This is a genomic window from Solimonas marina, from assembly GCF_012241385.1.
Lineage (GTDB): Bacteria > Pseudomonadota > Gammaproteobacteria > Nevskiales > Nevskiaceae > Solimonas > Solimonas marina.
The window spans coordinates 513,761-538,548 of record NZ_JAAVXB010000001.1; the positions used below are offsets into that span (position 1 = coordinate 513,761).

General features: G+C 65.2%; 26 protein-coding genes. 10 read left to right on the forward strand and 16 right to left on the reverse strand.

The annotated features are described in order from the left end of the window. Positions 1–44 precede the first annotated feature (44 nt). Complete coding sequence (locus G7Y82_RS02175) at positions 45–710, forward strand: SPOR domain-containing protein (RefSeq protein WP_168146344.1); 666 nt, start codon at positions 45–47, stop codon at positions 708–710. 64 nt (positions 711–774) lie between these two features. On the opposite strand, the gene G7Y82_RS02180 is transcribed toward G7Y82_RS02175, so the two are convergent. From G7Y82_RS02180 to uvrD, 4 genes are all read right to left on the reverse strand, one after another. Continuing rightward, positions 775–996, reverse strand: coding sequence for a hypothetical protein (locus tag G7Y82_RS02180; protein WP_168146345.1), 222 nt, complete (start codon positions 994–996; stop codon positions 775–777). Between the two features lie 91 nt (positions 997–1,087). Continuing rightward, on the reverse strand, positions 1,088–1,885 hold the full coding sequence (locus tag G7Y82_RS02185) for a M90 family metallopeptidase (protein WP_168146346.1): 798 nt from the start codon (positions 1,883–1,885) through the stop codon (positions 1,088–1,090). Positions 1,886–1,901: 16 nt separating this feature from the next. After that, positions 1,902–2,051 (reverse strand): hypothetical protein, encoded by a 150-nt coding sequence (locus G7Y82_RS02190; RefSeq protein WP_168146347.1) that lies wholly within the window; start codon positions 2,049–2,051, stop codon positions 1,902–1,904. 15 nt (positions 2,052–2,066) lie between these two features. Then, positions 2,067–4,382, reverse strand: a complete 2,316-nt coding sequence (gene uvrD / locus G7Y82_RS02195) for a DNA helicase II (RefSeq protein WP_168146348.1) — start codon at positions 4,380–4,382, stop codon at positions 2,067–2,069. 107 nt (positions 4,383–4,489) lie between these two features. Between uvrD and G7Y82_RS02200 the strand changes: the two genes are divergently transcribed. After that, positions 4,490–5,116 (forward strand): YjbF family lipoprotein, encoded by a 627-nt coding sequence (locus tag G7Y82_RS02200; RefSeq protein WP_168146349.1) that lies wholly within the window; start codon positions 4,490–4,492, stop codon positions 5,114–5,116. Positions 5,117–5,197: 81 nt separating this feature from the next. Here the strand turns inward: G7Y82_RS02200 and G7Y82_RS02205 are convergent, their stop codons facing one another. Beyond that, entirely contained in the window at positions 5,198–5,458 is a 261-nt protein-coding gene (locus G7Y82_RS02205; RefSeq protein ID WP_168146350.1) for a hypothetical protein, read from the reverse strand. A 297-nt stretch (positions 5,459–5,755) separates the two neighbouring features. Here G7Y82_RS02205 and G7Y82_RS02210 point away from each other — a divergent pair, with 297 nt between their 5' ends. Then, positions 5,756–7,969: a YjbH domain-containing protein gene (locus G7Y82_RS02210; protein WP_168146351.1), complete on the forward strand. Its 2,214-nt coding sequence runs from the start codon at positions 5,756–5,758 to the stop codon at positions 7,967–7,969. Positions 7,970–8,021: 52 nt separating this feature from the next. Here G7Y82_RS02210 and G7Y82_RS02215 read toward each other — a convergent pair whose 3' ends face one another. The 3 genes from G7Y82_RS02215 to G7Y82_RS02225 all read right to left on the reverse strand — a co-directional run bounded on the left by G7Y82_RS02215 (position 8,022) and on the right by G7Y82_RS02225 (position 11,611). Then, on the reverse strand, positions 8,022–9,947 hold the full coding sequence (locus G7Y82_RS02215) for a M61 family metallopeptidase (protein ID WP_168146352.1): 1,926 nt from the start codon (positions 9,945–9,947) through the stop codon (positions 8,022–8,024). 72 nt (positions 9,948–10,019) lie between these two features. Beyond that, on the reverse strand, positions 10,020–10,757 hold the full coding sequence (locus tag G7Y82_RS02220) for a TerC family protein (RefSeq protein WP_168146353.1): 738 nt from the start codon (positions 10,755–10,757) through the stop codon (positions 10,020–10,022). Between the two features lie 98 nt (positions 10,758–10,855). Then, positions 10,856–11,611: a Bax inhibitor-1/YccA family protein gene (locus tag G7Y82_RS02225; RefSeq protein ID WP_168146354.1), complete on the reverse strand. Its 756-nt coding sequence runs from the start codon at positions 11,609–11,611 to the stop codon at positions 10,856–10,858. A gap of 167 nt (positions 11,612–11,778) precedes the next feature. Here G7Y82_RS02225 and G7Y82_RS02230 point away from each other — a divergent pair, with 167 nt between their 5' ends. Further along, positions 11,779–12,918, forward strand: a complete 1,140-nt coding sequence (locus G7Y82_RS02230) for a glycosyltransferase family protein (protein WP_168146355.1) — start codon at positions 11,779–11,781, stop codon at positions 12,916–12,918. 21 nt (positions 12,919–12,939) lie between these two features. Here the strand turns inward: G7Y82_RS02230 and G7Y82_RS02235 are convergent, their stop codons facing one another. Continuing rightward, positions 12,940–13,638 (reverse strand): type 1 glutamine amidotransferase, encoded by a 699-nt coding sequence (locus G7Y82_RS02235; RefSeq protein WP_168146356.1) that lies wholly within the window; start codon positions 13,636–13,638, stop codon positions 12,940–12,942. 10 nt (positions 13,639–13,648) lie between these two features. Next, positions 13,649–14,044 carry a peptide-methionine (R)-S-oxide reductase MsrB gene (gene msrB, locus G7Y82_RS02240; RefSeq protein ID WP_168146357.1) on the reverse strand — a complete coding sequence of 132 codons (396 nt, stop codon included), beginning with the start codon at positions 14,042–14,044 and terminating at the stop codon, positions 13,649–13,651. A 190-nt stretch (positions 14,045–14,234) separates the two neighbouring features. On the opposite strand from msrB, the gene G7Y82_RS02245 reads away from it, so the two are divergent. Then, positions 14,235–14,879: a lysoplasmalogenase gene (locus tag G7Y82_RS02245; protein WP_168146358.1), complete on the forward strand. Its 645-nt coding sequence runs from the start codon at positions 14,235–14,237 to the stop codon at positions 14,877–14,879. Positions 14,880–14,883: 4 nt separating this feature from the next. Here the strand turns inward: G7Y82_RS02245 and G7Y82_RS02250 are convergent, their stop codons facing one another. Continuing rightward, complete coding sequence (locus tag G7Y82_RS02250) at positions 14,884–15,393, reverse strand: GAF domain-containing protein (protein WP_168146359.1); 510 nt, start codon at positions 15,391–15,393, stop codon at positions 14,884–14,886. A gap of 125 nt (positions 15,394–15,518) precedes the next feature. Between G7Y82_RS02250 and G7Y82_RS02255 the strand changes: the two genes are divergently transcribed. From G7Y82_RS02255 to G7Y82_RS02270, 4 genes are all read left to right on the forward strand, one after another. Then, positions 15,519–17,573 (forward strand): M13 family metallopeptidase, encoded by a 2,055-nt coding sequence (locus G7Y82_RS02255; protein WP_168146360.1) that lies wholly within the window; start codon positions 15,519–15,521, stop codon positions 17,571–17,573. A gap of 194 nt (positions 17,574–17,767) precedes the next feature. Beyond that, entirely contained in the window at positions 17,768–19,090 is a 1,323-nt protein-coding gene (locus G7Y82_RS02260) for a hemolysin family protein (protein WP_168146361.1), read from the forward strand. Positions 19,091–19,168: 78 nt separating this feature from the next. After that, on the forward strand, positions 19,169–19,552 hold the full coding sequence (locus tag G7Y82_RS02265) for an MliC family protein (RefSeq protein WP_206370233.1): 384 nt from the start codon (positions 19,169–19,171) through the stop codon (positions 19,550–19,552). Positions 19,553–19,664: 112 nt separating this feature from the next. Beyond that, positions 19,665–19,994 (forward strand): hypothetical protein, encoded by a 330-nt coding sequence (locus tag G7Y82_RS02270; protein WP_168146362.1) that lies wholly within the window; start codon positions 19,665–19,667, stop codon positions 19,992–19,994. Positions 19,995–20,083: 89 nt separating this feature from the next. Here G7Y82_RS02270 and G7Y82_RS02275 read toward each other — a convergent pair whose 3' ends face one another. The 5 genes from G7Y82_RS02275 to G7Y82_RS02295 form a co-directional block, all read right to left on the reverse strand. After that, positions 20,084–20,419: an MGMT family protein gene (locus G7Y82_RS02275; protein ID WP_168146363.1), complete on the reverse strand. Its 336-nt coding sequence runs from the start codon at positions 20,417–20,419 to the stop codon at positions 20,084–20,086. Positions 20,420–20,475: 56 nt separating this feature from the next. After that, positions 20,476–20,826: a hypothetical protein gene (locus G7Y82_RS02280; protein WP_168146364.1), complete on the reverse strand. Its 351-nt coding sequence runs from the start codon at positions 20,824–20,826 to the stop codon at positions 20,476–20,478. 116 nt (positions 20,827–20,942) lie between these two features. After that, positions 20,943–21,839: a PhzF family phenazine biosynthesis protein gene (locus tag G7Y82_RS02285; RefSeq protein WP_168146365.1), complete on the reverse strand. Its 897-nt coding sequence runs from the start codon at positions 21,837–21,839 to the stop codon at positions 20,943–20,945. A gap of 35 nt (positions 21,840–21,874) precedes the next feature. Next, positions 21,875–22,441, reverse strand: coding sequence for a DNA-deoxyinosine glycosylase (locus G7Y82_RS02290; protein WP_168146366.1), 567 nt, complete (start codon positions 22,439–22,441; stop codon positions 21,875–21,877). After that, the gene (locus tag G7Y82_RS02295; protein WP_168146367.1) at positions 22,438–22,737 is read right to left on the reverse strand and encodes a hypothetical protein; all 300 of its coding nucleotides are present in this window, start codon (positions 22,735–22,737) and stop codon (positions 22,438–22,440) included. Before G7Y82_RS02295 ends, G7Y82_RS02290 begins: the two co-directional genes overlap by 4 nt. A 139-nt stretch (positions 22,738–22,876) precedes the next feature. On the opposite strand from G7Y82_RS02295, the gene G7Y82_RS02300 reads away from it, so the two are divergent. Continuing rightward, positions 22,877–24,760: a M1 family metallopeptidase gene (locus tag G7Y82_RS02300; protein WP_168146368.1), complete on the forward strand. Its 1,884-nt coding sequence runs from the start codon at positions 22,877–22,879 to the stop codon at positions 24,758–24,760. Positions 24,761–24,788: the final 28 nt, after the last annotated feature.

Consider the following 24,788-nt stretch of genomic DNA (forward strand, 5'->3'; position numbering starts at 1 on the left):
GACACACTGCCGGCGGCAACGACGCCTCTCAACGCCGAACAACGATGTCTCGTGATTACGCCCCGCGCAGTGGTGGCCAGCGCCGCCACACGCGCAGCAATAGCAGCAGCAAGCGCCGCAGTGGCGGCGGAATCCCCGGCTGGATCTGGATGGTGGCCGGCCTGGCCATCGGTCTGGCGGTTGCCGCGATCGTCTACATCAACCGCCCGACGACCGCGCCCATTCCGTCGCAGGCGCGCGATGACGACTCCCGTGCCGCCGCGGCGCCCACGCCGTCCGGCAAGTCCAGCAGCGCACAGCCCGACCAACCGACCAAGCTGAAGCTGCCGCCGAAGGAAAAGGAGCGCTTCAGCTTCTACGAGTTGCTGAAGAATCAGGAAGTGGTGCTGCCGAACGAAGCGGCAAAGTCGACCAAGCCACCGGATACGCCGCCGCCACCGAACCCGAAGACCCCGGCACCGGCCGACGCACCGGATGGCAGCTACATCATTCAGGTCGCGTCCTATCGCTCGCAGAACGAAGCCGAAAAACAGAAAGCGAGCCTGGCATTGATGGGCGTCGAATCCCGCATCGAAAGCGTGACCATCGATGGCAAGGACACCTATTACCGCGTGCGCATCGGCCCGGACAGCAACTGGACGCGGGTGCAGAAAACGATGGCGCGGCTCGAGTCGAACGGCATTCAGGCGCTGCTCGTGAAGGTCAACTAGCCGCGATTCATCGCGCAGCAAAAAGGGGCGTGCGAGTGATCGCACGCCCCTTTTTCGCGAACCCTCAGCTCTTGCGCGACGGCACCACCAGCAACACGATGCCGAGCACGACAGCCGCACCGCCCAGCCAGGTCGGCACCGCAACATGCTGCTTTTCCTTCACGGCCAGATGCAGGTCGCCGATGTTGGCGTCATGCGTCTCCTTGGTGTACGAGAACTGCTTGTACGCCAACCCGGCCGCGCCCAGCACGATCAGCACGATGCCGATGATCTTCGTGACTCCCATTGATCACTCCTTGATATAGGCGAGATGCCTGTTCGTTTGTCCCGAGTCTAGTCTGTCGCGCCGGACAGAACCCGGCCTGAACGGCGCAGACTCATGCCGCGGGCAGCCACTGCGGAGGGTGCGTCGCCGGATCGAGCCGGTAGTAGTCCGACAGGAGTGCGTACAGCTCGGCGTGATGTCGGCGCAGTTCGACGGGCCGTTGGAAGAACGCTTCGCTGACGACACCGAAAAACTCCCCGGGACTTTCGGCGCCATACGGATCGAGCACCGGCGGTCGGCGATGCCGGCGCAGGCGCTCATATTCGCGCTGCATGACCGCCGACCAGCGCGTGTAGTCCGCCATTGCCGGCGCGCCGTCGCTCCACGGCTGCTCGTCGTCGAGCTGATGCGCCAGCTCGTGAATTGCCACGTTGACGGCGTCACCGGCCAGCGCCGCTTCGACATCTTCCCAGGACAGCACGATGCGATCGCCCTGCCAGGACTCGCCGATCTGCTCGACCGGCTCATCGTCGACCAGCCCGAATTCGTCCGGCTCGTCGTGGCGCACGAGAAACGCCGCCGGATACAGCAGCACGCTGCGCACCGCCGGAAAGTTCGTCGCCTCATCGCGCAGCGACAGCAAGGCGGCAAATCCGGCGACGGTCACGCGCATCTGGTCGCTGACGACCAGGCCGTTGCAGCCGACAAAGCGCTTGTCTCGCAGAAAGGCCTCGGCCCGCTGCTCGTAACGCGCTTGCAGCGTGTCCGGCACACAGCACGCCTGCGGCAGCGCACGCACCATGGCGCGCCACGCCTCCGGCAATGGCGGCGGGCGCGGGGAGCGCACGCAACGCGCCCAGGCGATCGCGCCGATCAACACCAAAGCGGCTGCCACCCAGACTGCCGTCATGGCGCGCGGCTGCGCTTCAATACCCGTCCGGCCCGTCGTTGTCGTAGGGCTGCGGCGGTGGCAGCTTCTCGCCCTTGCGGCGACGGAACGTCGAGATCAGATACAGCGTCGCGAACGGCGCCGCGATGATCGCGACGATGAACAGCACCACAAGCGCGACTTCCATCGGACGCTCCGGGCTCTACAGCGCCTGCAGATTGGCAAAGCTGAGCATCAACCACTTGGTGCCACTGCCCTTGAAGCGCACTTCGATACGCGTGCGTTCGCCGTCACCATCGAAGGACAGTATCGTTCCTTCGCCGAACTTTTCATGGCGCACCGCCTGACCGAGACGCAGACCGTTCGGCCCTTGTCCGCCACCCGCGGCGCGGGCGCTGATCTGTGGTCGCGTCAGCGGCGCCTCGTCGCGCGAGCCGTAGCGACCGCGGCGCTCGCCGAACTCGCCGTAACCGCCGCCACTGCCGCTGAATCCGGCCGAAGCCTCGCGGCCGTAGGCGCGAGAGGCGAACGCCGGCCGCGTGATCTGCGCGCGCGGTCGCGTCTCGACGATCAGGTCCGACGGAATTTCCTTGAGGAACATCGACGGCGCATGCATCTGCTCGACGCCGTGCAGGCGCCGCATTTCGGCGTAGCTCATGTACAGATGACGCCGCGCACGCGTGATGCCGACGTAGCACAGGCGCCGCTCTTCCTCGAGGTTGCCTTCGTCGGTCGAGCGCGCATGCGGGAACAGGCCGTTCTCCATGCCGACCATGAACACCACCGGGAACTCCAGCCCCTTCGCGGCATGCAGCGTCATCAGCTGGATGCAGTCCTCGCCGGGCCCGGCCTGCTGCTCGCCGGCTTCGAGTGCGGCATGCGTCAGAAACGCGGTCAGCGGATCTTCCGGCGGCGTTTCCCCCTCTTCAGGGGGGGCGGCCTGCACGCGCGGCTCGAATGCGCGCGTGGCGCTGATCAGCTCGTCGAGGTTTTCGAGCCGCGCCTCGGCCTGCTCGCCCTTTTCCTTGCGATACAGCTCACGCAGGCCGGTGCGTTCGATGACGCGCTCGGTCGCGCGCGACAGCGCCACCGCCTTGGTCTCGGCGGCCAGCGATTCGATCAGGCCGGTGAACTGCTGCAAAGCCGCGGCGGTGCGGCCCAGCGGGCCGCCGCCCTGCATCGCCGCCGTCCACAGCGAGACGCTGTTCTCGCGGGCGATGACGCGTAGTTTTTCGACGCTGGTGGCGCCGATACCGCGCGGCGGCGTGTTGACGGCGCGCTCGAAGCTGACGTCGTCATGCCGGTTGTGCAGCAGGCGCAGATAGGCCAGCGCATCCTTGATTTCCTGGCGCTCGAAGAAGCGCAGGCCACCGTAGATGCGGTACGGCAAGCGCGCGCGAATCAGCGTTTCTTCGAGCACGCGCGATTGCGCGCCCATCCGGTAGAGCACCGCGATGTCGGCATGCGCGCAGCGACCGTCGAGGTGCTCCTTGATGCGGTTGACGACGAATTCGGCCTCGTCGTACTCGTTGAACGCGGCGTAGAGCTGGATCGGCTCGCCGTCGTTGCCGTCGGTCCACAACTCCTTGCCGAGGCGGCCGAGATTGCGGGAAATCAGGCCATTGGCGGCGGCGAGGATGGTGCCGGTCGAGCGATAGTTCTGCTCGAGGCGGATGGTCTCGCAACCGGGGAAGTCGCGCGCCAGCTTGAGCATGTTGTCGACGCGCGCGCCACGCCAGGAGTAGATCGACTGATCGTCGTCGCCGACCGCGAACAGCAGGCCGGTGGGTCCGGCCAGCACGCGCAGCCAGTCGTACTGCAGCTTGTTGGTGTCCTGGAACTCGTCGACGAGGATGTGCCGGAAACGCGCCCGGTAGTGGCGCTGGATATCCGGGTTGTCGCGCGTCAGCTCGTAGGCGCGCAGCAGCAGTTCGGCGAAGTCGACGACGCCCTGACGGTCGCACTGCGCCTGGTAGGCGCTGTAGATGCGCACGAACTGGCGCTGCGTGTAATCGCCTTCGTCGTCGAGATCCTGCGGCCGCCGCGCCTGCTCCTTTTGTGCACCGATCCAGCCGGCGACGGTCTTCGCCGGCCATTGGTCGTCGGGCAGTTCGAGATTGCGGATGATGCGCTTGACCAGCCGTACCTGATCGTCGGCATCGAGAATCTGGAAGTTCTGCGGCAGGCCGGCTTCCTTGTAGTGCATGCGCAGCATGCGGTGCGCAATGCCGTGGAAAGTGCCGACCCACATCGCGCGGATCGGCACGTCAACCAGCTGCTCGATGCGCGAGCGCATTTCGGCGGCGGCCTTGTTGGTGAACGTGACCGCAAGAATCGACATCGGCGAGACGCCTTCGGCGGCGATCAGCCACGCCACGCGGTGCGTCAGCACACGGGTCTTGCCGGAACCGGCACCGGCCAGCACCAGTCGATGCTCGGGCGGCGCGGTCACCGCCTCGCGCTGTGCAGGATTGAGGGCGGAAACCAACGGCGTAAGATCGGGGGCATCGACAAGCATGCGACATTGTAGCCGCTACGCCCCGACTCCCTTAGTATGCGCACGATGGGGACCGACACCGACGCCACGTGAACCGCCGAATCTTTCTCGCCAGCCTCGCAGGCCTTGTGAGCACCGGCTGTTCCCCGGACTCCGGCGTCTCGCTGGCGATCCAGACGATACGCGGCGGCTACGAGCGCCGTGACCGCTATCCACTGACGAAGGCCGACATCGAGCGCATTCCGTACTCGACACTGGGCTTCTGGGTGGGCCGAGGCATGCGCATCATCGTTGTCATGAAGACGCTGACGCCGCCCTACACGGCAGTCTGGGAATCGACCGACCGTGCGCACCTGACGACACAGAACGGTGTGATCACCCAAACGTCCGGAATGCCGACGGACTTGATCGGCTACGAATTTCCCGAATTGCCGGTGATGACGCTGGACGCGCTATCGGCAATCGCGAAGCGACCGCTGTCCGGGACGATCAGAACGTCCGAGCGCACGAACGCGGTATCCGCGATCGAATCGACCTTCACGCTCGGCGCAGCGGAGCGAATCACCATCCTCGACGACGACTACGACGTCATTCCGGTCCGCGAACAACTCAAGGTGCCCAGCCGCCATTGGCAGGCCGAGAACCGCTACTGGATCCGGGAATCGGACGATTTGATCATCAAGGGCCAGCGCGCCTTCGCTCCACAGTTTCCAGCCATGAACTGGGAGCGCTTTCCAAACCCGAAGAAGAGCTGAGCGGGCGCGCGTCACGCACTAGACAGCCACTGCAAACAAAAAGGGCCGCTGAATGCGGCCCTTTTCGCGAGGACGAACCGTTCAGTTCGTCGACGTCGCCGTGGTGCCGGTCGACGGCGTGGTGTCCGGCGACGTGGTCGTCGCGGTGTTGTCGCCGAGATTATCGTCGTTAGCGACGATCGCCGTCACGCCACCCACGATGGCGGTGGTCGTCGTGGCGACGACAGCCTGCATGGTCCCGGAGCCCGAACCACCGCCGCCAGTCGAACCGGTGTCATCAGCGAAGGCCGGGGCCGCGGCGAAAACCGATGCTGCAACCACGAAAGCAGCGATGCGAATCATGTTCATGCTCCTGCGGCCGGTGGCCGATCCAATGGCGAAATAAGACAGTCGGCTAAAGTCTAACCAGACTCCGTACCCAGAGGCAAATCACATGCCACCGATAGGGGGTGGTGACCGCCGCGACAAGCCCGCCGAAGCTCCTGTACGATTCTGCCACGGGGCATTCTCGCGTGCGCCTCTCCAGGTTCGTATGACTCGATTCTTGCGCGCCATCCGATACCGCCGACGGCACTCAACTATTCAAAAGATCAGGGGTTCATGAAAAGCCGGTCGTCCCGTTTGCGCCTCGCAAGCACGATGAGCTGGGTCCTCGGCCTCGCCTTGCCATTTCAGGCTGGAGCGGCGGACTACAGCACTTACAACGATTACGCCGACGTCGGCCTGCTGCAGACGCCGACCGCGCGTGTCGCCGATGCCGGCGAGTTCGGTGTTGGCCTTGGCGTCGTCGACCCCTACCGGCAGTTCCAGCTATCTCTACAGCTGTTCAACCGGCTCGAGACATCGTTTCACTACAGCGAAGTCACCGACGTGCTGTACGGGCCAGAAAGCTTCAGTGGCCATCAGTCTTATAAAGACCGCTCTTTTGACGTCAAATACCTACTCGCGCACGAAGGCAGCTGGACACCGTCGCTTGCGGTCGGCGTCATGGACCTTGGCGGCACGGGCATTTATTCGAGTGAGTACTTCGTCGCCAACAAGCAACTCGGCGACTTCGATTTCAGCCTCGGCCTCGGCTGGGGACGATTGGGCGCGCGCGGCGGCATCAAAAACCCGTTTCGGGCGATCTCCAGCCACTTCGATGACCGCGATCTGATCAGCGAATCGGGTAGTACCGGAGCGAAGCGCCTCTTCACCGGTCAGGAAATCGGCGTGTTCGGCGGTGTGCGCTGGCAAACCCCGATTCAGTCGCTGTCGGTCATTGCCGAACTCGACGGCAACGACTTCAAGCATGAGGCGCGCGGCAACGAGCAAAAAGTCGATTCTCCAGTCAACTTCGGCATCGCCTGGCGACCGAACCCGTACATCGACGCGCACCTTGGCTATGAGCGCGGCAACACCATCGCGGCGCGCATCACCCTGCGCACCAATTTCAATCGCGACCTTGGCCCGCCGAAGTTCCTCGACAAACCGATGCCGCGCGCGGTCGAGGCCCAGCCTGTATCCGCGCCGCACGATGAAGTCGACCGTCAGGCCTCTGACGCCAGCGCCTCACCATCGTCGGACATCACAACCTCCGGCGGCATGCCCTTGCCGCGCGACGGTGCGGTCTGGGATGCCGCCCGAGCCGGCTGCCATGAGCAAGGCAACGACCTTGAGGCCACGCTGCGCAAGGCGCTGGCCTCGCAAGGCGTTGCGCTACAAGGCCTTGGCTGCGCGAACGATGGCACGACGCTGATCGTCTGGTTCACACAGGGACGGTACCGCTCGGAGGCCGACGGCCTCGGCCGCATCGCACGCGTGCTGGCACAGCAGGCCCCCGCACATTTCACGGCGTTCCGCCTCAGCGAAATCTTCCTCGGCTTCGAGACCTATCGCGTCACAGTGCCGCGTCTGGCCGCCGAGCAGCTGCTGACTGACCAAGCGTCGCCGCAAGATGTGCAAGACCAGATTCAGGTCGATGCACCTCACCTCGACTGGAACTGGGAGGATTGTTGCAACACCGGTCGCTACCCAGCGTATTCGTGGTTCAGCGCACCGGCACTGCGCCAGCACGTCGGCGGCCCGGATGGTTTTTACTTCTATCAAATCTGGTGGAAGCTCGGCGGCACCATTGCGCTCAATCCACACTGGAACGTCTCTGGTCAGGTTGGCGCCAACATCTACAACAACTTCGACGGGCTCAAACAACCGTCGAACAGCGTGCTGCCGCATGTGCGTAGCGACATCGTCAAATACCTCGATCAAGGCAAGAACAATCTCGTTCGTCTCGAAACGAACTATTTCTTCCCGGTGGCTGATTCGCTGTACGGCCGCGTATCGGCCGGCCTGTTCGAGGAAATGTACGGCGGTGTCACCGGCGAACTGCTCTACCGTCCGTTCCAATCGCCGTGGGCGGTCAGTGCGCGCGTCGCACACTTGTGGCAGCGTGACTACGATCAGCGCTTCGATTTCCTCGACTATGAGGTCACGACCGGCTTCATTACCGGCTACTACGAATACCGGCCGGCACGAATGTTGTTCCAGCTCAGTTACGGCCGCTATCTCGCCAAGGACTGGGGCGCGACACTCAACATCGGCAAGACCTTCCGCAGTGGCGTGACGGTCGGCGCGTTCGCGACCAAGACCAATGTCTCGTCGGCCGACTTCGGCGAAGGCTCGTTCGACAAGGGCATCTACATCGCGATTCCGCTCGACTTCTTCGTCGCCAAATCGACGCGCCGCTACCTGCCGCTGGTGTTCCGCCCGTTGACGCGCGACGGCGGACAAATGGCGCGTGACGGACAGTCGCTTTACGGCGCAACAACGACCTTGCCGGAATTCTCGGCCAACGATCCTTACATCCTGCATTGACGAAAAAGGGGCGGCCCGACGCCGGGCCGCCCCTCGTCTACCGCAGTAGCCGTCAGCGCGGGGCGAGGATGGCGTCGAGGCGCGCGTCGCTGCCCTTGATGCGCTCGAGATGCGGGTAGCGCAGCCCGCCGTGGTAGTCGAGCTTGACCGTGCGGTAGCGCTTGTCGTCCTTGAGCAGCAGCTCGATCGGGCCCGCGCCCGGCTTCGCCGCCAGCCTGACCGCTTCCTTCAAGCCGTCCGCGTCATATTCGAAGCCGTTGACGGCGATGATCTGCATGCCGACCGCCAGCCCCGCCTTGAACGCCGGGCCGTCCCAGAGCACTTCGGTCAGCTTGCCGCCCTTGCCGACCGACAATCCGAGCGAGAACGCCAGATCGGTGCTCTTGCGCACCTTTTCGGCCTGGGCCGTGAATGCCGACGGCTTGTCGGTGTAGACGAGCTTGTAGCCGCCGCGTTCCAGACCGGCCAGCGGCGCGCCCGGACCATGACCGTCGAGGCGCTCGTGCAGGAAGCTCGCCCAGTCGTAGGGCATGACCTGATTCAGCGCGGCCACCACATCGTCGAAGCGATAGGTCGACGTCACATAGCTGCCGTTGTCGATGCCGAAGAAGGTCTTGGCGAAGTTGTCGAGCGATTTCTTGCCGTGCGTCTTTTCGCGAATCAGGGTGTCGGCATCGAGCCAGATCAACTGGCCTTCGGAGTAGTAGTCCTCGCTGCGCTGCCAACTACGCCACGGAATCGGCCGGCGATGGGCGATGATCGGATCATTGGTCGTGTCCTTCAGCGCCCGCCATTCACGGCCGATGCGGTGGTCATAAGTCGCCGCGACATTGGCGATCGCATCGAGCGTCTGCTGCTTGCTCATCAGACCCGAGCGCGCTGCCAGCACATAGCCCCAGTACTGGGTCTGGCCTTCGTAGACCCACAGCAGCGAGTCGCGCATCGGCACGTCGAAGTTCGGCGTCCACAGATCGGCGCCGCGGCGGAACTTGCCGTTCCACGAGTGCGTGTACTCGTGCGCGAGCAGATCGCGGCCGACGAAGCTCTTGTCCCATTCGGTGAAGTAGTTCGGGCGCACGCTGTTCTCGCTCGAACGGTGGTGTTCGAGACCAATGCCGCCCAGCTCCTCGGTCACCGCGACCAGGAAGTCGTAATGGTCGTAATGATGGGCGCCGAAAAGCTTATACGCCTGCTGCACGAGTTGGCGATGCGCCTTGATCTCGTCCGGCGTGATGTCGAGGTATTCCGGGCGATCGGCCACCACGTCCATGTGCACCGGCACCTTGGCCCCCGGATCGAGATCGACACGCTGGAACCAGCGACCGGCGAACATCGGCGAATCGACCAGGGTATTGAACGGCACGGTTTTGAACGTCGTCGTCGCGCCGTCCTGCGCGGCGGTTTCGAGTGCGGTGCCGAACCGCCATTGATCCGGCAGCGTCACGCTCGCGCTGAACGGAATACGGCGCGTGTAGTAGCCGGCCGGATACAGGGCGACCGCGTTCCATTGCAGATTCAGCATCGCCGGCGTCATCACGATGCGGCCCTGATCGCTGGTGGTCGGCGACACGAATTCGAACGACAGGTCGAGCTGGCTGACGCCTTCAGGCACGTCGATATGGAAGGCGTAGACGTCAACCGGGTCGCGCGTCCATTGCAGCGTCTTGCCGCCGGCCTTGATCTCCAGCCCGGCGAGGCTGTCGATGCGACCGCTGGGGCTGTGATTACCGGGCAGCCAGGCCGGATACAGCAAGGTCATCGGGCCTGAAGCCGCGACCGGAACCGTTTCCTGGACGCGGAAGATATGGCGCGACAGATCGGTGGCGTCGACCGCCAGCGTGATCGTGCCGGGGTACGGGATGTCCTGCGGCGCGGCGATGCCGGGCGGCATCGGCTCGGGGCTGGGATTGGAATTCTGCGCATGGGCAACGCCACCGAACGCACAGCACAGCGCGGCGGCGATAAGGGTCTTTTTCACGTCGGGCACATCGGTCTGGGAGGGGAGACGCGACCGTATGCAGCGACCCCGCCGCTGTCTAGGGTGTTTTCCCTATGCCGCCGCAGCGCGGTCGCGGCGGCTGCGCATGCGGATGTTGACCAGCTCGACCAGGGTCGAGAACGCCATCGCGAAATAGATATAGCCCTTGGGCACATGAAAGCCCATGCCTTCACCGATCAGTGCCATGCCGATCAGCACCAGGAACGACAGCGCCAGTACCTTGATCGTCGGGTGGCGCTCGACGAAGCGCGCAACGGGGCCGGCGAAGAACATCATCACGCCGATCGCGATGACGATCGCGGCGATCATCACCGGCACGCGATTGGTCATACCCACCGCCGTGATCACCGAGTCGAGCGAGAACACGATGTCGAGGATCATGATCTGCACGATGATCGCGGCAAAGCTGACCTTCGCGACCTTGCCGATCAAATGCTCGGGCGCCTGTTCCTCATCGCCTTCGACCGACTCGTGAATTTCCAGCGCGCTCTTGCCGAGTAGAAACAGTCCGCCGCCGATCAGGATGATGTCGCGCCCGGACACCGGCCAATCACCGAGGTGGAACAGCGGCGCGGTCAGCTTCGCCAGCCACGCCAGCGACAGCAGCAACAGGATGCGTGTGATGCAGGCACCGGCCAGCCCGACGATGCGCGCACGGCCACGCTGCGCTTCCGGTAACTTGTTGGCCATGATCGACAGAAAGATGATGTTGTCGATGCCGAGCACGATTTCCAGTGCGGCCAACGTGAACAGCGCAACCCAGAGTTCGGGTTCCAGCAGAGCGTGCATACGAAGAAAAGTGGGGTCGACAGGCAATAGAAAGCCGCAGCCGACGGCGCACCCGCATCACGCGAGGCAAGCGCGCCGTCAGCTGCGGTCGATGCAAATCAGCGGCGGGCCTTGGCGAGCAGACGCAGCAGTTCGAGATACAGCCAGACCAGCGTCACCATCAAGCTGAAAGCGCCGTACCACTCCATCACCTTGGGCGCGCCGGCGGCGACACCGCGCTCGATCGCATCGAAATCCAGCGTCAGATTCAGCGCTGCGAGACCAACGACCAGCAGGCTGAAGCCGATACCCATCGCGCCACCTTCATGGATGAAGGGAATATCGATGCTGGTAAACGCCCGCAGGCCCATATCGACGAGATAGAGCAGGGCAATGCCGCCGGTCGCGGCGACCACGCCCATACGAAACTTGTCGGTCACTTGAATGATCCGCGAGCGGTACAGGAACAGCATCACCGCCAGCACACCAATCGTCAGCCCGACCGCCTGCAGCACGATGCCCTGGAAGCGCAGCTCGAAGAACGCGGAGATGCCGCCGAGCGCGAAGCCTTCCGCCATCGCGTAGAGCGGCGCCGTGATGCCCGACCAATTGGCCTTGAACACGGTCACCATCGCCAGGCCAAAACCGACCAGCAGGCCGCCCCAGATGAACGGCGAGACTGCCGACATCGCTGCCTGCGGGCCGGACGCCGCCAGCACGTCGTTGAAACGCGTCCAGGTCCAGCCGGCCGCGATCAGCAACAGCACAAACAAAATGCCGGTCTTGCCGATCATGCCGTTCATCGTCATCCGCTCGCCTTCGACCACACCACCTTCGAAGGTCTTGTCACGCAGCACGGGGTTGTTGGATCGCATTGTCAGTCTCCGCAAAAAGCTCAAATCTTCCGTCACATCGTACCGCAGCGCCGTTGGCGCGTTGCGCGGCGGTCGCCGCTGTCATCCATTTGTCGCGTATCGGTCATCGCGTCATCACGCTGCCGCCTTACTGTGCAGGCGTCGAAAAAGGGGAAAGTGAACGACCGATGCGAATCGCCTACGGAGTCATGGGATACGGCCGCGGCCACGCGATGCGGACGATGGCCGTGCTGCCGGCACTGAGCCGCGAGCACGAGATCACCGTCTTCGCCGGCGGTGATGCCTATGAGGTGCTGGCGCCCCGCTTTCCGACCGTGAAGATTCCGACGATCGGCTACCAGTACAGCCGCGCCGGTACCCACTCCTTGCCGCTGACGCTGGCGCGCAACACCGCACCGGTCGCCGACCTGCTGTTCGGTGGCCGTGGCACGCAGCAGCTCGGCGACGCGATGCGCGAACGCGGCATCGAGCTGGTGATCTCCGATTCCGAAGCGTGGACACATCGCGTCGCGCAGCGGCTCGGCCTGCCGCGCATCAGCTTCGACCACGTCGGCATCATCGCCTACTGCAAGCCGCATTTCCCGCCGGACCTGTGGGCGCTGGGCATGCGCGACGGCTGGGGCTATCGGCAGCTGATGGGCGTGCCCGAGCGCATCCTGATTTCCAGCTTCTACGCCGCCGAACCGGCCTATCCGCAGGTGCGCCTGGTCGGGCCGATGCTGCGCGACGAAGTCCGCGCCGCGCAGTCGCGCGAAGGCGATTATCTGCTCGCCTACTTCAACAAGGGCATGCATCAGTATCTGCCGCACATCGACCGCGCGCTGCGCCTGCTCGACTGCAAGGTGCGGGTCTACGGGACCGGCCGCGTCGGCCACGACGAGAATCTCGAATTCTGCGCGCCGAGCGTCGACGGCTTCGTCCAGGACTTCGCCGGCTGCCGCGCCGTGCTGTCGACGGCCGGCAATCAGCTGATCGGCGAAGCCCTGCATTTCGGCAAGCCGATCCTGGCGCTGCCGGAACCGGCCTTCGAACAGCGCCTCAACGCCGACATCATCGACCGCATGGGCGTCGGCCAGCGCGGCGATCTGATGACGCTGACGCCGAGCGACATCGATCGCTTTCTCGGCCATTACGATCGCTTTCGCGTCAACCTCGCCTGGCACGCCGCACAGCCGCAGGCTGGCGACGGCCGCGAGCAGGCCGTGACCTGGCTGCAGGAAGACATCGCCGCATTGCGCCCGCATCGTCAGGCCAAGCGCCGCCGCCGCGCCGACACGCGTCCGGCACCGCTCGGCGCGCCGGCCTGATCCGGCCGATCCCGAGGCAGCCTAAGCCGTCAGCCAGTTGGCCAGCAGGCGCAGCATCAGGCGATTGTTATCGGCAAATGCATCGAGTTCAGCGAGCACGCGTTCGGGCGACTGCACGTAGCGGCCCGGTTGCGGCCGCTCGTGCCCGAACCAGCGCTGCGCATCCGCCGCCGTGACTTCGAGATGAAACTGGATGCCGACCACCGCCGCGCCGCTGTCGGTGCGCAGCGCATAGGCCTGATGCGCACAAGCCTGGCTCGACATCAGGATCGGCGCGCCGGCGGGCGGGGCGAACATGTCGCCATGCCAGTGAAACGCCGTGAACCGCTGCGAAAATCCGGCAAAGAACGGTGAGGCTTGTCCGCTTGCATTCAGGTTCAGCTCGAACCAGCCGATTTCAACATGCTCCGCGGGTGTGACCGGCGCGCCGAGCGCCCGCGCGATCAGCTGCGCGCCAAGGCAGATGCCGAGCACGCGCCGACCGGCGGCGATCGCCTCGGCAATGAACGCCTGCTCGGCCGCCAGCCACGGATGCTGCGCACGCTCGTCGACGTTCATCGGCCCGCCCATCACGATCAAGGCGTCGAACGCCTCGATCGACGGCAGCGACTCGCCAGCGTAGAGCCTCGTGCAGCTCACGTCGTGGCCGGCGCTGGCTAGCGCCGGGGCAATACAGCCCAGGGTTTCGAAACCGACGTGCTGTAGCCAGTGCACGCGCACGAGCGAGACTTCAGCCGCGCTCGTGCAGCTTCAGCGACGCGGAGTTGATGCAGTAGCGCAGACCGGTCGGCTTCGGCCCGTCCGGGAAGACGTGGCCCAGATGGGCTTCGCAGCGCGCGCACAGCACCTCGACGCGGCGCATGCCATAGCTATTGTCCTCACGCGACTCGACATTGCCGTTGACGGCCGGATCGAAAAAGCTCGGCCAGCCGGTGCCGGACTCGAACTTGGTCTGTGCGTCGAATAGCGGCAGATCGCAACACACACAGTGATAGATGCCGTCGCGATGATCGTCCCACAGCGCGCCGGTGAACGCGCACTCGGTACCGCCGTGTCGCGTCACCTGATACTGCTCAGGGGTCAGCAGGGCTTTCCATTCGGCATCGGTCTTCTGAATCTTTTCCATGTCATTGGCCTTTCATCGAGCATCGTCATTATGCGGCGGTCCGACCCAAGCGGACGCATCACCCCTGTGCCTCCAGGGACGCGCGTTAACCCGGCCTCGCGCCGGGTTTTTTATTACGCTAACGGTCGCCGCCGATCCAGCGTGAACGGCGTGCCGCGAACGAACGGGCACAAACGGGGGATGCTCACACATGCCGACCATCTTGATCGGGGCGATCGTGTTGAGCGCGCTCGCCGCCATCGTTGCCGATTGGAATGAGGGCAGACCGCCGATCTTCAAGCTGCTCAAGCCGCTGACGACGATCCTGATCGGCATCCTGGCGCTGACCGCACCGGACAGCCTCTATCGCAATGTGGTGCTGCTGGCCCTGCTGCTGTCGCTGGTCGGCGATGTCGCGCTGATGTACGAATCGAATCCAGCGTTTCTGACCGGACTCGGCAGTTTTCTGCTCGCGCATCTGGTCTTCATGCTGGCATTTCTGCACGGCGTCGCGCAGTGGACGCCGCCGTTGTGGGCCGCGATCTTCCTGCTCTACGGCGTGGTGCTCGGCGTCATCCTCGTCAGCCGCGCCGAGCCGGCATTGCGAATGCCGGTGGTCATTTACGCGCTGGTATTGACCGGCATGGCCATCACCGCCTTGCTGCGTTGGCAGGGCCTCGGCGGCGGCACCGGCGCTTATGCGCTGCTCGGCGCCACGCTGTTCGTCCTGTCCGATTCAGCGCTCGGCATCCGCAAGTTCGTCGGCCGTTACCGTGGCGCGCAAGGCCTGATCCTGTCGACCTACTGGGGCGGCATTGCCTGCATCGCCTGGTCGGCGCAGGGCGTCGCCGGCTGAAACCTCAACCCAGCGACTCGACCCAGATCCGCGCCAGCGCCTCGAGCCCGGCGCGGTCGTCGGCGTCGAAACGGCCGTGCACCGGGCTGTCGAGGTCGAGCACGCCGAGCAGTTCGTCGCCGCGCACGAGCGGCACGACGATTTCGGCGTTCGATGCGGCATCGCAGGCAATGTGGCCGGGAAACGCGTGCACGTCGGCGATCACCTGTGTCTGCCGTGTCACCGCCGCCGTCCCGCAAACACCCTTGCCGAGCGCGATGCGCACGCAGGCCGGCTTGCCCTGGAATGGCCCGACCACCAGTTCCTGACCGACACCATCGGCGGCCGGTGCGCTGAAATAAAAGCCTGCCCAGTTCAGATCCGGCAACAACATCCAGATCAGCGCCGACAGATTCGCGGCGTTGGCGACACGGTCCCGCTCGCCGTGCAGCAGCGCACGCGCCTGCTCGGCGACTTCGGCATAGAACGCCGGTTTATCGGCGTGATCGACGGGATGGGTACGAACTTCGAACATGGACGAATTATCGACGATAGGCGGCGCGAATCGCGCCTTCGGCCTCCATCTGGGGGAAATCCCCGGGGTACTCAAGCGCCGGGGCCGTTAAAGTTGCCGGCTCGTTCCAACGACGGAGTTTTCCGATGCGTGCATTGATGCTCGGCGCGATCGCCCTCGCGCTGGGAAGCGCGGGTCTCAGCGCCTGCAGCAAGTCCCCCAAGGCCCCGGCCGCCGAATCCCAGAAGGCGCTGGGTTCCGGCATCGACACCGCCAACTTCGACGACAGCGTGCGCGCGCAGGACGATTTCTATCGTCACGTCGACGGCACCTGGCTGGCCAAGACCAAGATTCCGGCCGACAAATCCAACTACGGCGCGTTCACCAAGTTGCAGGACGACGCGCAACAGCATCTGCACGAGATCATCGAGGCGGCCAACGCCCAGCAGGACAAGAAGGACGGCTCCGACGAACAGAAGGTCGGCGACCTGTTCGCCTCGTTCATGGACGAGAAGAAGGCCGACGAGTTGGGCATCAAGCCGATCGCGCCGGAACTCGAGCGCATCGCCCAGCTCAAGAGCAAGACCGAGCTGCCGGCGCTGGTCGCCCAGCTCGACAAGATGGGCGTCGGTGCGTTCGGCGGTTACATCGAGCCCGACGCCAAGGATTCGAGCCGTTACATCGCCTACATCGAGCAGGGCGGCACGCTGCTGCCGGATCGCGACTACTACCTCGACAGCGGCGACAAGTTCGAGAGCGTGCGCAAGGCCTATGTTGCGCACATCGAAAAGATGCTGACGCTGGCCAAGCTGCCGGATCCGGCGAAGAACGCCGCGGCGATCATGGCGCTTGAAACAGCGCTGGCGAAAGCGCAGTGGACCAAGGTCGAATCGCGCGATGCCGACAAGACTTACAACTTCTATGCGCTCGGCGATTTGAAGAAGCTGACGCCGGACTTCAACTGGCAGACCTATGTCGACGGCATGGGCATGCAGAAGACGCCGGGCCTGGTGATCGGCGAGCCGAGCTTCTTCAGCGCCTGGGACAAGATCCTCAGCGACACGCCGCTGCCGGTGCTGAAGGTCTATCTGCAGTGGCATCTGCTGTCGCACTACGCACCGTACCTGTCGAGCGACTTCGTCAATGAAGACTTCGCGTTCTTCGGCACCACGCTCAACGGTATCGAGCAGAACACGCCGCGCTGGAAGCGCGGCGTCGATCTCGAGGAAAAGGCGCTGGGTGAGATGATCGGCAAGCTTTACGTCGCCAAGTACTTCCCGCCGGAAGCCAAGGCGCGCATGGAAAAGCTCGTGCAGAATCTGCTGGCCGCGTACAAGGAAAGCATCCAGTCGCTGGACTGGATGACCGACGCCACCAAGCAGAAGGCACTGGCCAAGCTCGCCGCGTTCGACCCGAAGATCGGCTACCCGAAGAAGTGGAAGGACTACTCGGCGCTGGTCGTCAAGCCGGATGATCTGGTCGGCAACGTCATGCGTTCGGCGGCCGTCGAAACGGCGCGCGAAACGGCCAAGCTCGGCCAGCCGATCGATCGCGACGAGTGGGGCATGACGCCGCAGACCGTCAACGCCTACTACAACCCGCTGAAGAACGAGATCGTGTTCCCGGCGGCGATCCTGCAGCCGCCGTTCTTCGACATGAATGCCGACGACGCAGTGAATTACGGCGGCATCGGCGCGGTGATCGGCCACGAGATCGGTCACGGCTTCGACGACCAGGGCTCGAAGTTCGGCCCCGACGGCAACCTGAAGAACTGGTGGACCGACGAGGACCGCAAGAACTTCGAGACGCGTACCAAGGCGCTGATCGCCCAGTACGACGGCTACGAGGCGCTGCCGGGGCAGCACGTCAACGGTGCGCTGACGATCGGCGAGAACATCGGCGACCTCGGTGGCCTGTCGATCGCCTACAAGGCCTACCACATGTCGCTGCAGGGCAAGGACGGTCCGGTCATCGACGGCTTCACCGCCGACCAGCGCTTCTTCATCGGCTGGGCGCAGGTCTGGCGCCGCAAGTACACCGAAGCCAACCTGCTCAACCGCCTGAAGACCGACCCGCACTCGCCATCGGAATTCCGTTGCAACGGCGTGGTCGTCAACGTACCGGCGTTCTACACCGCGTTCGACGTCAAGCCGGGCGACAAGATGTATCTGCCGCCGGAAAAGCGCGTCAGCATCTGGTAAGACGCGTCTTGCGGCATTTCATCGGGCCCCGGCGCATGCCGGGGCCTTTTTTGTGGCAGACGGCGCTCAACGGGCGCCACCCGCGTCGCACCAGCGCGCGCATTTGCGCAACCGCGGTCGCCGTCCCGATAATCGCACCGTCTCCATTACCTCGCGGTCGCGTCGCCATCCTCGGCGGTGCAGGCTGCCCCTGAATGAACGATCTTGCGCTGACGCTCGTCGCGGTTCTGCTGGTCCTCATCAACGGCTTCTTCGTCGCCGCCGAATTCGCCATCGTCAAACTGCGGCTGACCCGCGCCGAAGAGCTGGCGGAAACCGGCGGCTTCGTCGGCCGCACGCTCTACAACGTCCGGCACCGCCTCGACGCCTATCTGTCGGCGTGCCAGCTCGGCATCACGCTGGCTTCGCTGGGTCTGGGCTGGGTCGGCGAACCGGCGTTCTCGCGGCTGATCGCCCCGCTGCTGCAGTCGTTCGGCATCGATTCGGACGAACTGATCCACCATATTTCGGTGGTCGCGGCATTTGTGGTGATTTCGTTCCTGCACATCGTGGTCGGCGAACTGGCGCCGAAGTCGATCGCGATCCGCAAGGCCGAAGGCGTGTCGATGGCGGCGGCGATGCCGCTGTTCCTGTTCTACTGGCTGATGTATCCGTTCATCTTCGTGCTCAACGGCAGCGCCAATCTGGTGCTGCGCACGATCCGCGTGCAAATCGCCAACGAAGGCGATGAACCGCATTCGGCCGATGAGATCAAGAAGCTGCTGGTCGCCAGCCACCGCCACGGCGAGCTGGGCCGGGCGCAGGCTGAAGCCCTGTCGCACCAGCTCGAACTGCCGGAGCTGACGGCCGGCGACCTGATGCGGCCGGCCTTCGACCTGGTCTCGCTCGACATCCGCGATGACATCAAGACCAACCTGGCGTTGATCGCCCAGCACCGCTATTCGCGCTACGCGGTGCGCGACGGCGATCAGGACGATCGCTACATCGGCCTGCTGCACGTGCGCGACCTGCTCGCCGCCGAGCTCGACAGCCAGCCGCTGACCAGCCTTGAACCGCTGCTGCGCGAAGTGCCGATGATTCGCCGCGACGAACCGGCACAGGCCCTGTTCCGCCGCTTCCGCCGCGGCCTGCCGCATCTGGCGCTGGTCACCGACGAACTCGACACCGTGACCGGCTTCATCACCCAGGAACACATCCTCGAAGCGATCTTCGGCAGCATGCAGGACGAGTTTCATCGCGAGAAGGAACACTGGGAGCAGACCGGCGAGCACACCTACGAGGGCCCGGGCTGGCTGCCGATCTACACACTCGAACGCGAGATCGATCGCGACATCGAATCCGACCATGCCGACACCATCGGCGGTCTGGTCATGCAGACCCTGGACCGCCTGCCACAGGCCGGCGACCGCGTCGAAGTCGACCGCTTGCGTATCGACGTCCTTGAGGTCCAGGGCCCACGCATCGAACATCTGCGCGTCACCGTCCTGCAAGCCCCGGACCACGATCCGCGCGACTGAATCAGCGGCCGGTCGGCGGCCATTCATCTACATCGACTAGGGTGAGACGCCCCGAGCCCCCGCCCGGAGACCACCTCGATGTACAAAATGTCCTTCGCCCTGCTACTGGTCGCCACCCTGGTGACGGCGGTCAGCTGCAAGCCGAAAAGCGCCGATATCAATACCCAGGCCGCGGCGGCGAGCCCGGCGCCTGCCGCACGCACGGCGCCACCGTCGTCGACTGCCGCCTATCACTGCGACGGCCTTGATCTGACCGCCACTTATGATGCCGATCAGGTCACCATCGACATGCCCGGCCGTGAATACACGCTGCCGCACGTGGTCTCGGCCGATGGGGCCAAGTACCACAACGACAAGGGCACGTTCTGGAGCAAGGGCGACCATGCGATCGTCGAGATCGACGGCAAGCCGTACACGAACTGCCGCCAGCGCACCGCCGCCGACGCACCGCCCGGCCCCTGAGGCGACGCAGCCCTTACAGCTGCGCACGCGCTGAAACATCTGGCGACGCCTCGTCGCGAAATCGTGCCGCGTGCCAGGGTCCAATGAGCATCCTTCACACCGGGAGTCTCCATTGGCCCTAGATGTCCGCCGTCGTCACCTGCGCCTGTCCCTCGCCAGTCTGGCGCTGGGATGCAGTTTTGCCACCTCGGCTGCGCTCGCGCAGTCGTCGAACGGCGGCCCGCCCAGCGGCGGCCAGCCGCCGCAACCGCCGGCCGAGGCTTACACCGCCTGCGCCGGCCGTTCCGCCGGTGACATGGTCAGCTTCACGGTGCACGGCCATACGATGGAAGGCACCTGCGAAAAGCTGGGCGACCGGCTGGCGCTGCGGCCGTCGAAGCGACCGCCAGATGGCCGACCGCAGCTGCCCAATGACAGCAGCGGTAGCGACAACAGCAACTGAACCGCGAAACCCGCCGCGCAGGCCGGGTCTTCGTTGCCGCGGCGCTTCGGCGTCGCGCGGCGTCGGCCTGGCCTGGCCGCTCGCGGGAATCAGTCGAGGAGCGGTGACGCGCTGCGCGGCCGCCAGCGATAGCGTTCGAAATCGACCTTGCCGCGCACGAACACCACACCTTCGGCTTCGAGCTGCTGGCGCGCACGGCGATAGCCTTCGCTATCCGGCTCGAACGACAGCTTGCCCTGCGCGTTGATCACGCGATACCACGGCAGCGTCATGCCATCCGGCACTACGCGTAGCGCCTGCGCGGTTCGCCGCGGCTGCTTCGGAAAGCCCGCCTCGGCGGCGACCTGGCCGTAGGTCGCGACGCGACCGGCCGGAATCCGGGCGATCACCGCCCAGATGCGTTCGTTGATTTCCTGGCTTTTCACGGACGATCAGAATCCTGGAATGCGCGTGCAGGATACGCGCGATACGACGACGTCCGTCAGGCGGCGACCGGCAGCTCGTCCGTGGCCGCCTGCTGGCTCCATTCGAGCTTCCAGCCCTCGCGCTCCCAGCGGGCGATCCAGGCCTGCGCCAGCGCTTCGGCATAGCTTTGACCGAATTGCATGCGCAAGCGGCGCTGCTCGGTCCAGCGCATCCAGCGCTCGTCGGCGCCTTCGCAAACGCGTAGCCAGTGCTGACCGTCGGCCGTGCGGCTGACAATCACCGCGCGGGCGCCGTGATCCTGCCGCAGCGGCAGCAGCAGGGCGTTGAACAAAAGGCTCTCGCTACGCTCGATGCGCGCGCTGAATTCGTCGTGAGAGCCGTAGGCGGGAAGGATTTGCGTGTTCATGTCTCGGTTTTCGGCCTGGGGCCGGGACTTCTGAGACGGTGAACGTCGGCTGCGCTTGTAGGACAACGGCGTGACTGTTGTCGGCAAATCGGCCGTGCGCTGCGCGGCGCAGGGCGTCAGCCGGTACCGAGCAAGCCGTCCGACATCAGCACGCTGCAACCGCCGACACGCACCGCCGTGACCTGGCCGCCGGTGCGGTCGACGCTGATCTGGATGCGGCTCGGCCGGCCCATTTCGAGGCCCTGCAGAATCGTCCATTCGAGACGCCCGTCGTCGTCAGCCTCGCTGCCGAGCGCGCCGGCCAGCGCCGCCGCCGCCGAACCCGTCGCCGGATCTTCGACCATGCCGAGCGCTGGCGCGAACATGCGCGCGCGCAGTTCGCCCTCGTAGCCGCGCGCGTAAACATAGAGCTGCTGCGCCCAGGCCGTGCCGAGCAGGCGCCGTGCTGCGATCACATCGAAGTCGATGGCCGCCAGCAGCTCCGGCGAGCGCAGCGGTACCAGCAGGAACGGCAGGCCACACGATGCGTTGCGCGGCACTTCGCCGGCACTGCCGAGATCGCCCGCTTCCAGCCCCAAGACCGCGGCCAACGCCGTCACGTCATCGAACGCCGGTCCGTATTCTGGCAGCACCGCCGTCGTCAGCTCGGCGTAGCTGGCCTCGCCCGGCGTGTGCTGCAGGCGGATCGGCACCAAACCGACGCCTTCCTCGATCGCGAAAGTTGCCGGCTCCCCCTTCGGCGCCAAACCCAGTTCGGACAACAGGCAGGCCGTGCCAATGGTGGGATGGCCGGCAAACGGCAGCTCGGCGGTCGGGGTGAAGATGCGAATGCGGTGCAGGGCGTCGCTGCGCGTCGGCGTCAGCACGAACACCGTTTCCGACAAATTGAATTCGCGCGCGATGCGCTGCATCTGCGCGGTGCCGAGCGCGTCGCCGCCGAAAACGACGGCCAGCGGATTACCGCCGTAGGCCTGATCCGTGAAGACATCTAGCGTGTGGAAGCGCAGCGCCATGGTTGCTCCTCGTGAACTGACGGCCGGCCATTGTCCTATGAACGCCTGAACGGAAGCGAACGGCCGTCCAGTGCATCACGCCATTGCGCCAGCTTGGCGTCACGCGGCTGCCCGGCGTTGGCCGGACTGGTTGATGGCAGTGCACGAATCTCGATGCCGTCGAACAGCGTTGGCGACGCTCGCTGCACATGGCGCCGGAACGTTTCGGCGGCCTTCCCGCCGTTCAGACAGACCCGCGCCAGGGCCGGGTGCCGCGCGCGGAACGTCGCAAAATCATTGACGATCTCGCTGCTGCGCACGATGTGGCCATCGAGGCTGCCGGGCCGCTCGCAGGCCGCGAGCACGTCCCACAGCGCGATGCCGTGCGCGCGCAGCGCCGCCAGTCGCCGCGAATACGGCAAGGCCGGATCGAAACCCAGAATATCGGCCATGAACGGCCAGAACAGATTGCGTGGATGCGCGTAGTACTGCTGCGCCTGCAGTGACGCGACGCCCGGCATCGAGCCAAGCACCAGGATGCGCGCGTCAGCCGCGGCGACGACAGCAAAGCTGCGGCAGCGCGGCTGCGTTACCGCCGCTGTCGCGGCACGCGAAACGGTCACTGGAAGCGCCCACCGACGATGCGGCCCTGCGCGTCGAGCTTGGCGAAATAGCGGCTGAGATTGAGGCGCAACTCGCGCGTCGACATCTCGCCGGGCAGCACCAGCTTCACGTCCGGATAGGTCGCATGAAACTGCGCCGGCGTCGGCTTGCCGGCGATGAAGTGGTCGAAAGCGCCGAGATCGGTGACCGGACCGTTGTGTGGCGCCGGCGCGATCGCCGCGTCGTGGTGACAGGCACTCAGTGCCGCGGCGGCGGCGATCAAGCCGGCGCGGAGGCCGGCAAGCGGGCGGGACATGCGACCAAACCTCCATCGATCGGGCGCGGCAGCATGCCGCGGTCATTGCCTTTCGGACAATGCCGACCCCGGGAAATTCCCGGCGCGCATCAGGCCGGTGGCAGCTAAGATCGCCGCTCTCCCGTGATAGCCGCCGCTCATGTTCCGTTCCCGTTTTCCGTCGCTGCTGGCCCTGGCCGGCAGCCTGTTGCTCTCGCCCATGGGGTACGCGATGTCGTCGATCGAACCCGCTGCCCAGCGTAGCGATCCGCACTCCTATGCGAACGTCGAGGACTTCCGCACCCGTGACGTCGCGCTCGATCTGCAGGTCGATTTTCCGGATCGCGTGCTGCGCGGTACCGCAACCCTGACGCTGGATCGCCTCAAGCCGGCCGCCGACACCCTGATTCTCGACACCCGCGATCTCGACATCGCCAGCGTCGAAGCCGGGCACGGCGATACGTTCAAGGCCACGACCTTCAAGCTCGCGCCGCGCGACCCGGTGCTCGGCAGTGCGCTGCTGATCGCCATGCCCGAGAGCGCCGACCGCGTGCGCATCCGCTACGCGACCGAACCGCAGGCGTCCGGACTGCAGTGGCTGACGCCGATGCAGACCGCCGGCAAGAAGCACCCGTTCCTGTTCAGCCAGTCCGAGTCCATCCACGCGCGCAGCTGGATTCCGCTGCAGGACACGCCGCAGGTGCGGCAGACCTATAGCGCACACATCACCACGCCCAAGGGCCTGCGCGCAGTGATGAGCGCCGACAACGACCCCAAGGCGCCGGCCAACGGTGACTATCGGTTCAAGATGCCGCAGCGCATCCCGTCGTATCTGATCGCGCTGGCGGTTGGCGATCTCGACTTTCGCGCCACCGGCCCGCGCACCGGCGTCTATGCCGATCCAACTGTGGTCGCCGCCGCCGCGCACGAGTTCGAGGACACCGAGCAAATGCTCGAAACCTGCGAGCGCCTGTACGGGCCGTACCGCTGGGGCCGCTACGACCTGCTGATCCTGCCGCCGAGCTTTCCGTTCGGCGGCATGGAGAATCCGCGCCTGACCTTCGCCTCGCCGACCGTGATCGCCGGCGACAAATCGCTGGTGTCGCTGGTCGCGCACGAGATGGCGCACTCGTGGTCCGGCAACCTGGTGACCAACGCCACCTGGTCCGACATCTGGCTCAACGAAGGCTTCACCGATCACGCCACCTTCCGCGTCGTCGAGGAGGTCTACGGCAAGGACGCCGCGCAGCAGGAACGCGTGCTGTCGGCCGAAAACCTCAAGGATGCGCTGGCCGCCGACGGCCGCGACGACGACAAGACCCTGCAGCCGGACCTGGTCGGCCGCGATCCGGACGATGGCCTGTCCGACGTGCCGTACGCGCGCGGCGCGCTGTTCCTCGCCTATCTCGACGCCAAGTTCGGCCGACCGACGATGGACGCGTTCCTCAACGGCTGGTTCAACGATCACGCCTTCCAGAGCGTGCGCACCGCGACCTTCGTGCGCTATCTGCACGATCACCTGCTGGTCAAACATCCGGGCGTCGTCAGCGACGCTGAAGTCCATGCCTGGATCTACGATCCCAAGCTGCCGGCCGACGCGGTCTGGCCGAGCTCGGACGCATTCGCGCATGTCGATACCCAGCGCCAGGCCTGGCTGTCGGGCAGCCGCAAGGCGAACGCCCTCGACACCCAGGGCTGGACCACGCATCAGTGGCAGTACTTTCTGCGGACGCTGCCGGCGCTGAGCACGGCGCAGATCGCCGAACTCGATCAGGCCTTCGGCCTGTCGAAGACCCATAACCAGATCATCGCCGGTGCCTGGTGGAAGCTGACCACCGCCAATCACTACGCACCGGCCGCGGCCGGCACCGAGCAATATCTCGGCGAGGTCGGCCGCATGCTGCTGATCGAACCGATCTACGAGGAAATGGTGAAGACCGCGGACGGGCGCCAGCGTGCGCAGGCGATCTTCGCCGAGTGGAAGGACCGGTATCACCCGATTGCCCAGGACGCGATCGCCAAGATCGTCAACGGCAAGACCTGAGGTCTGTGGACGCAAAAGGCCCGCCGCT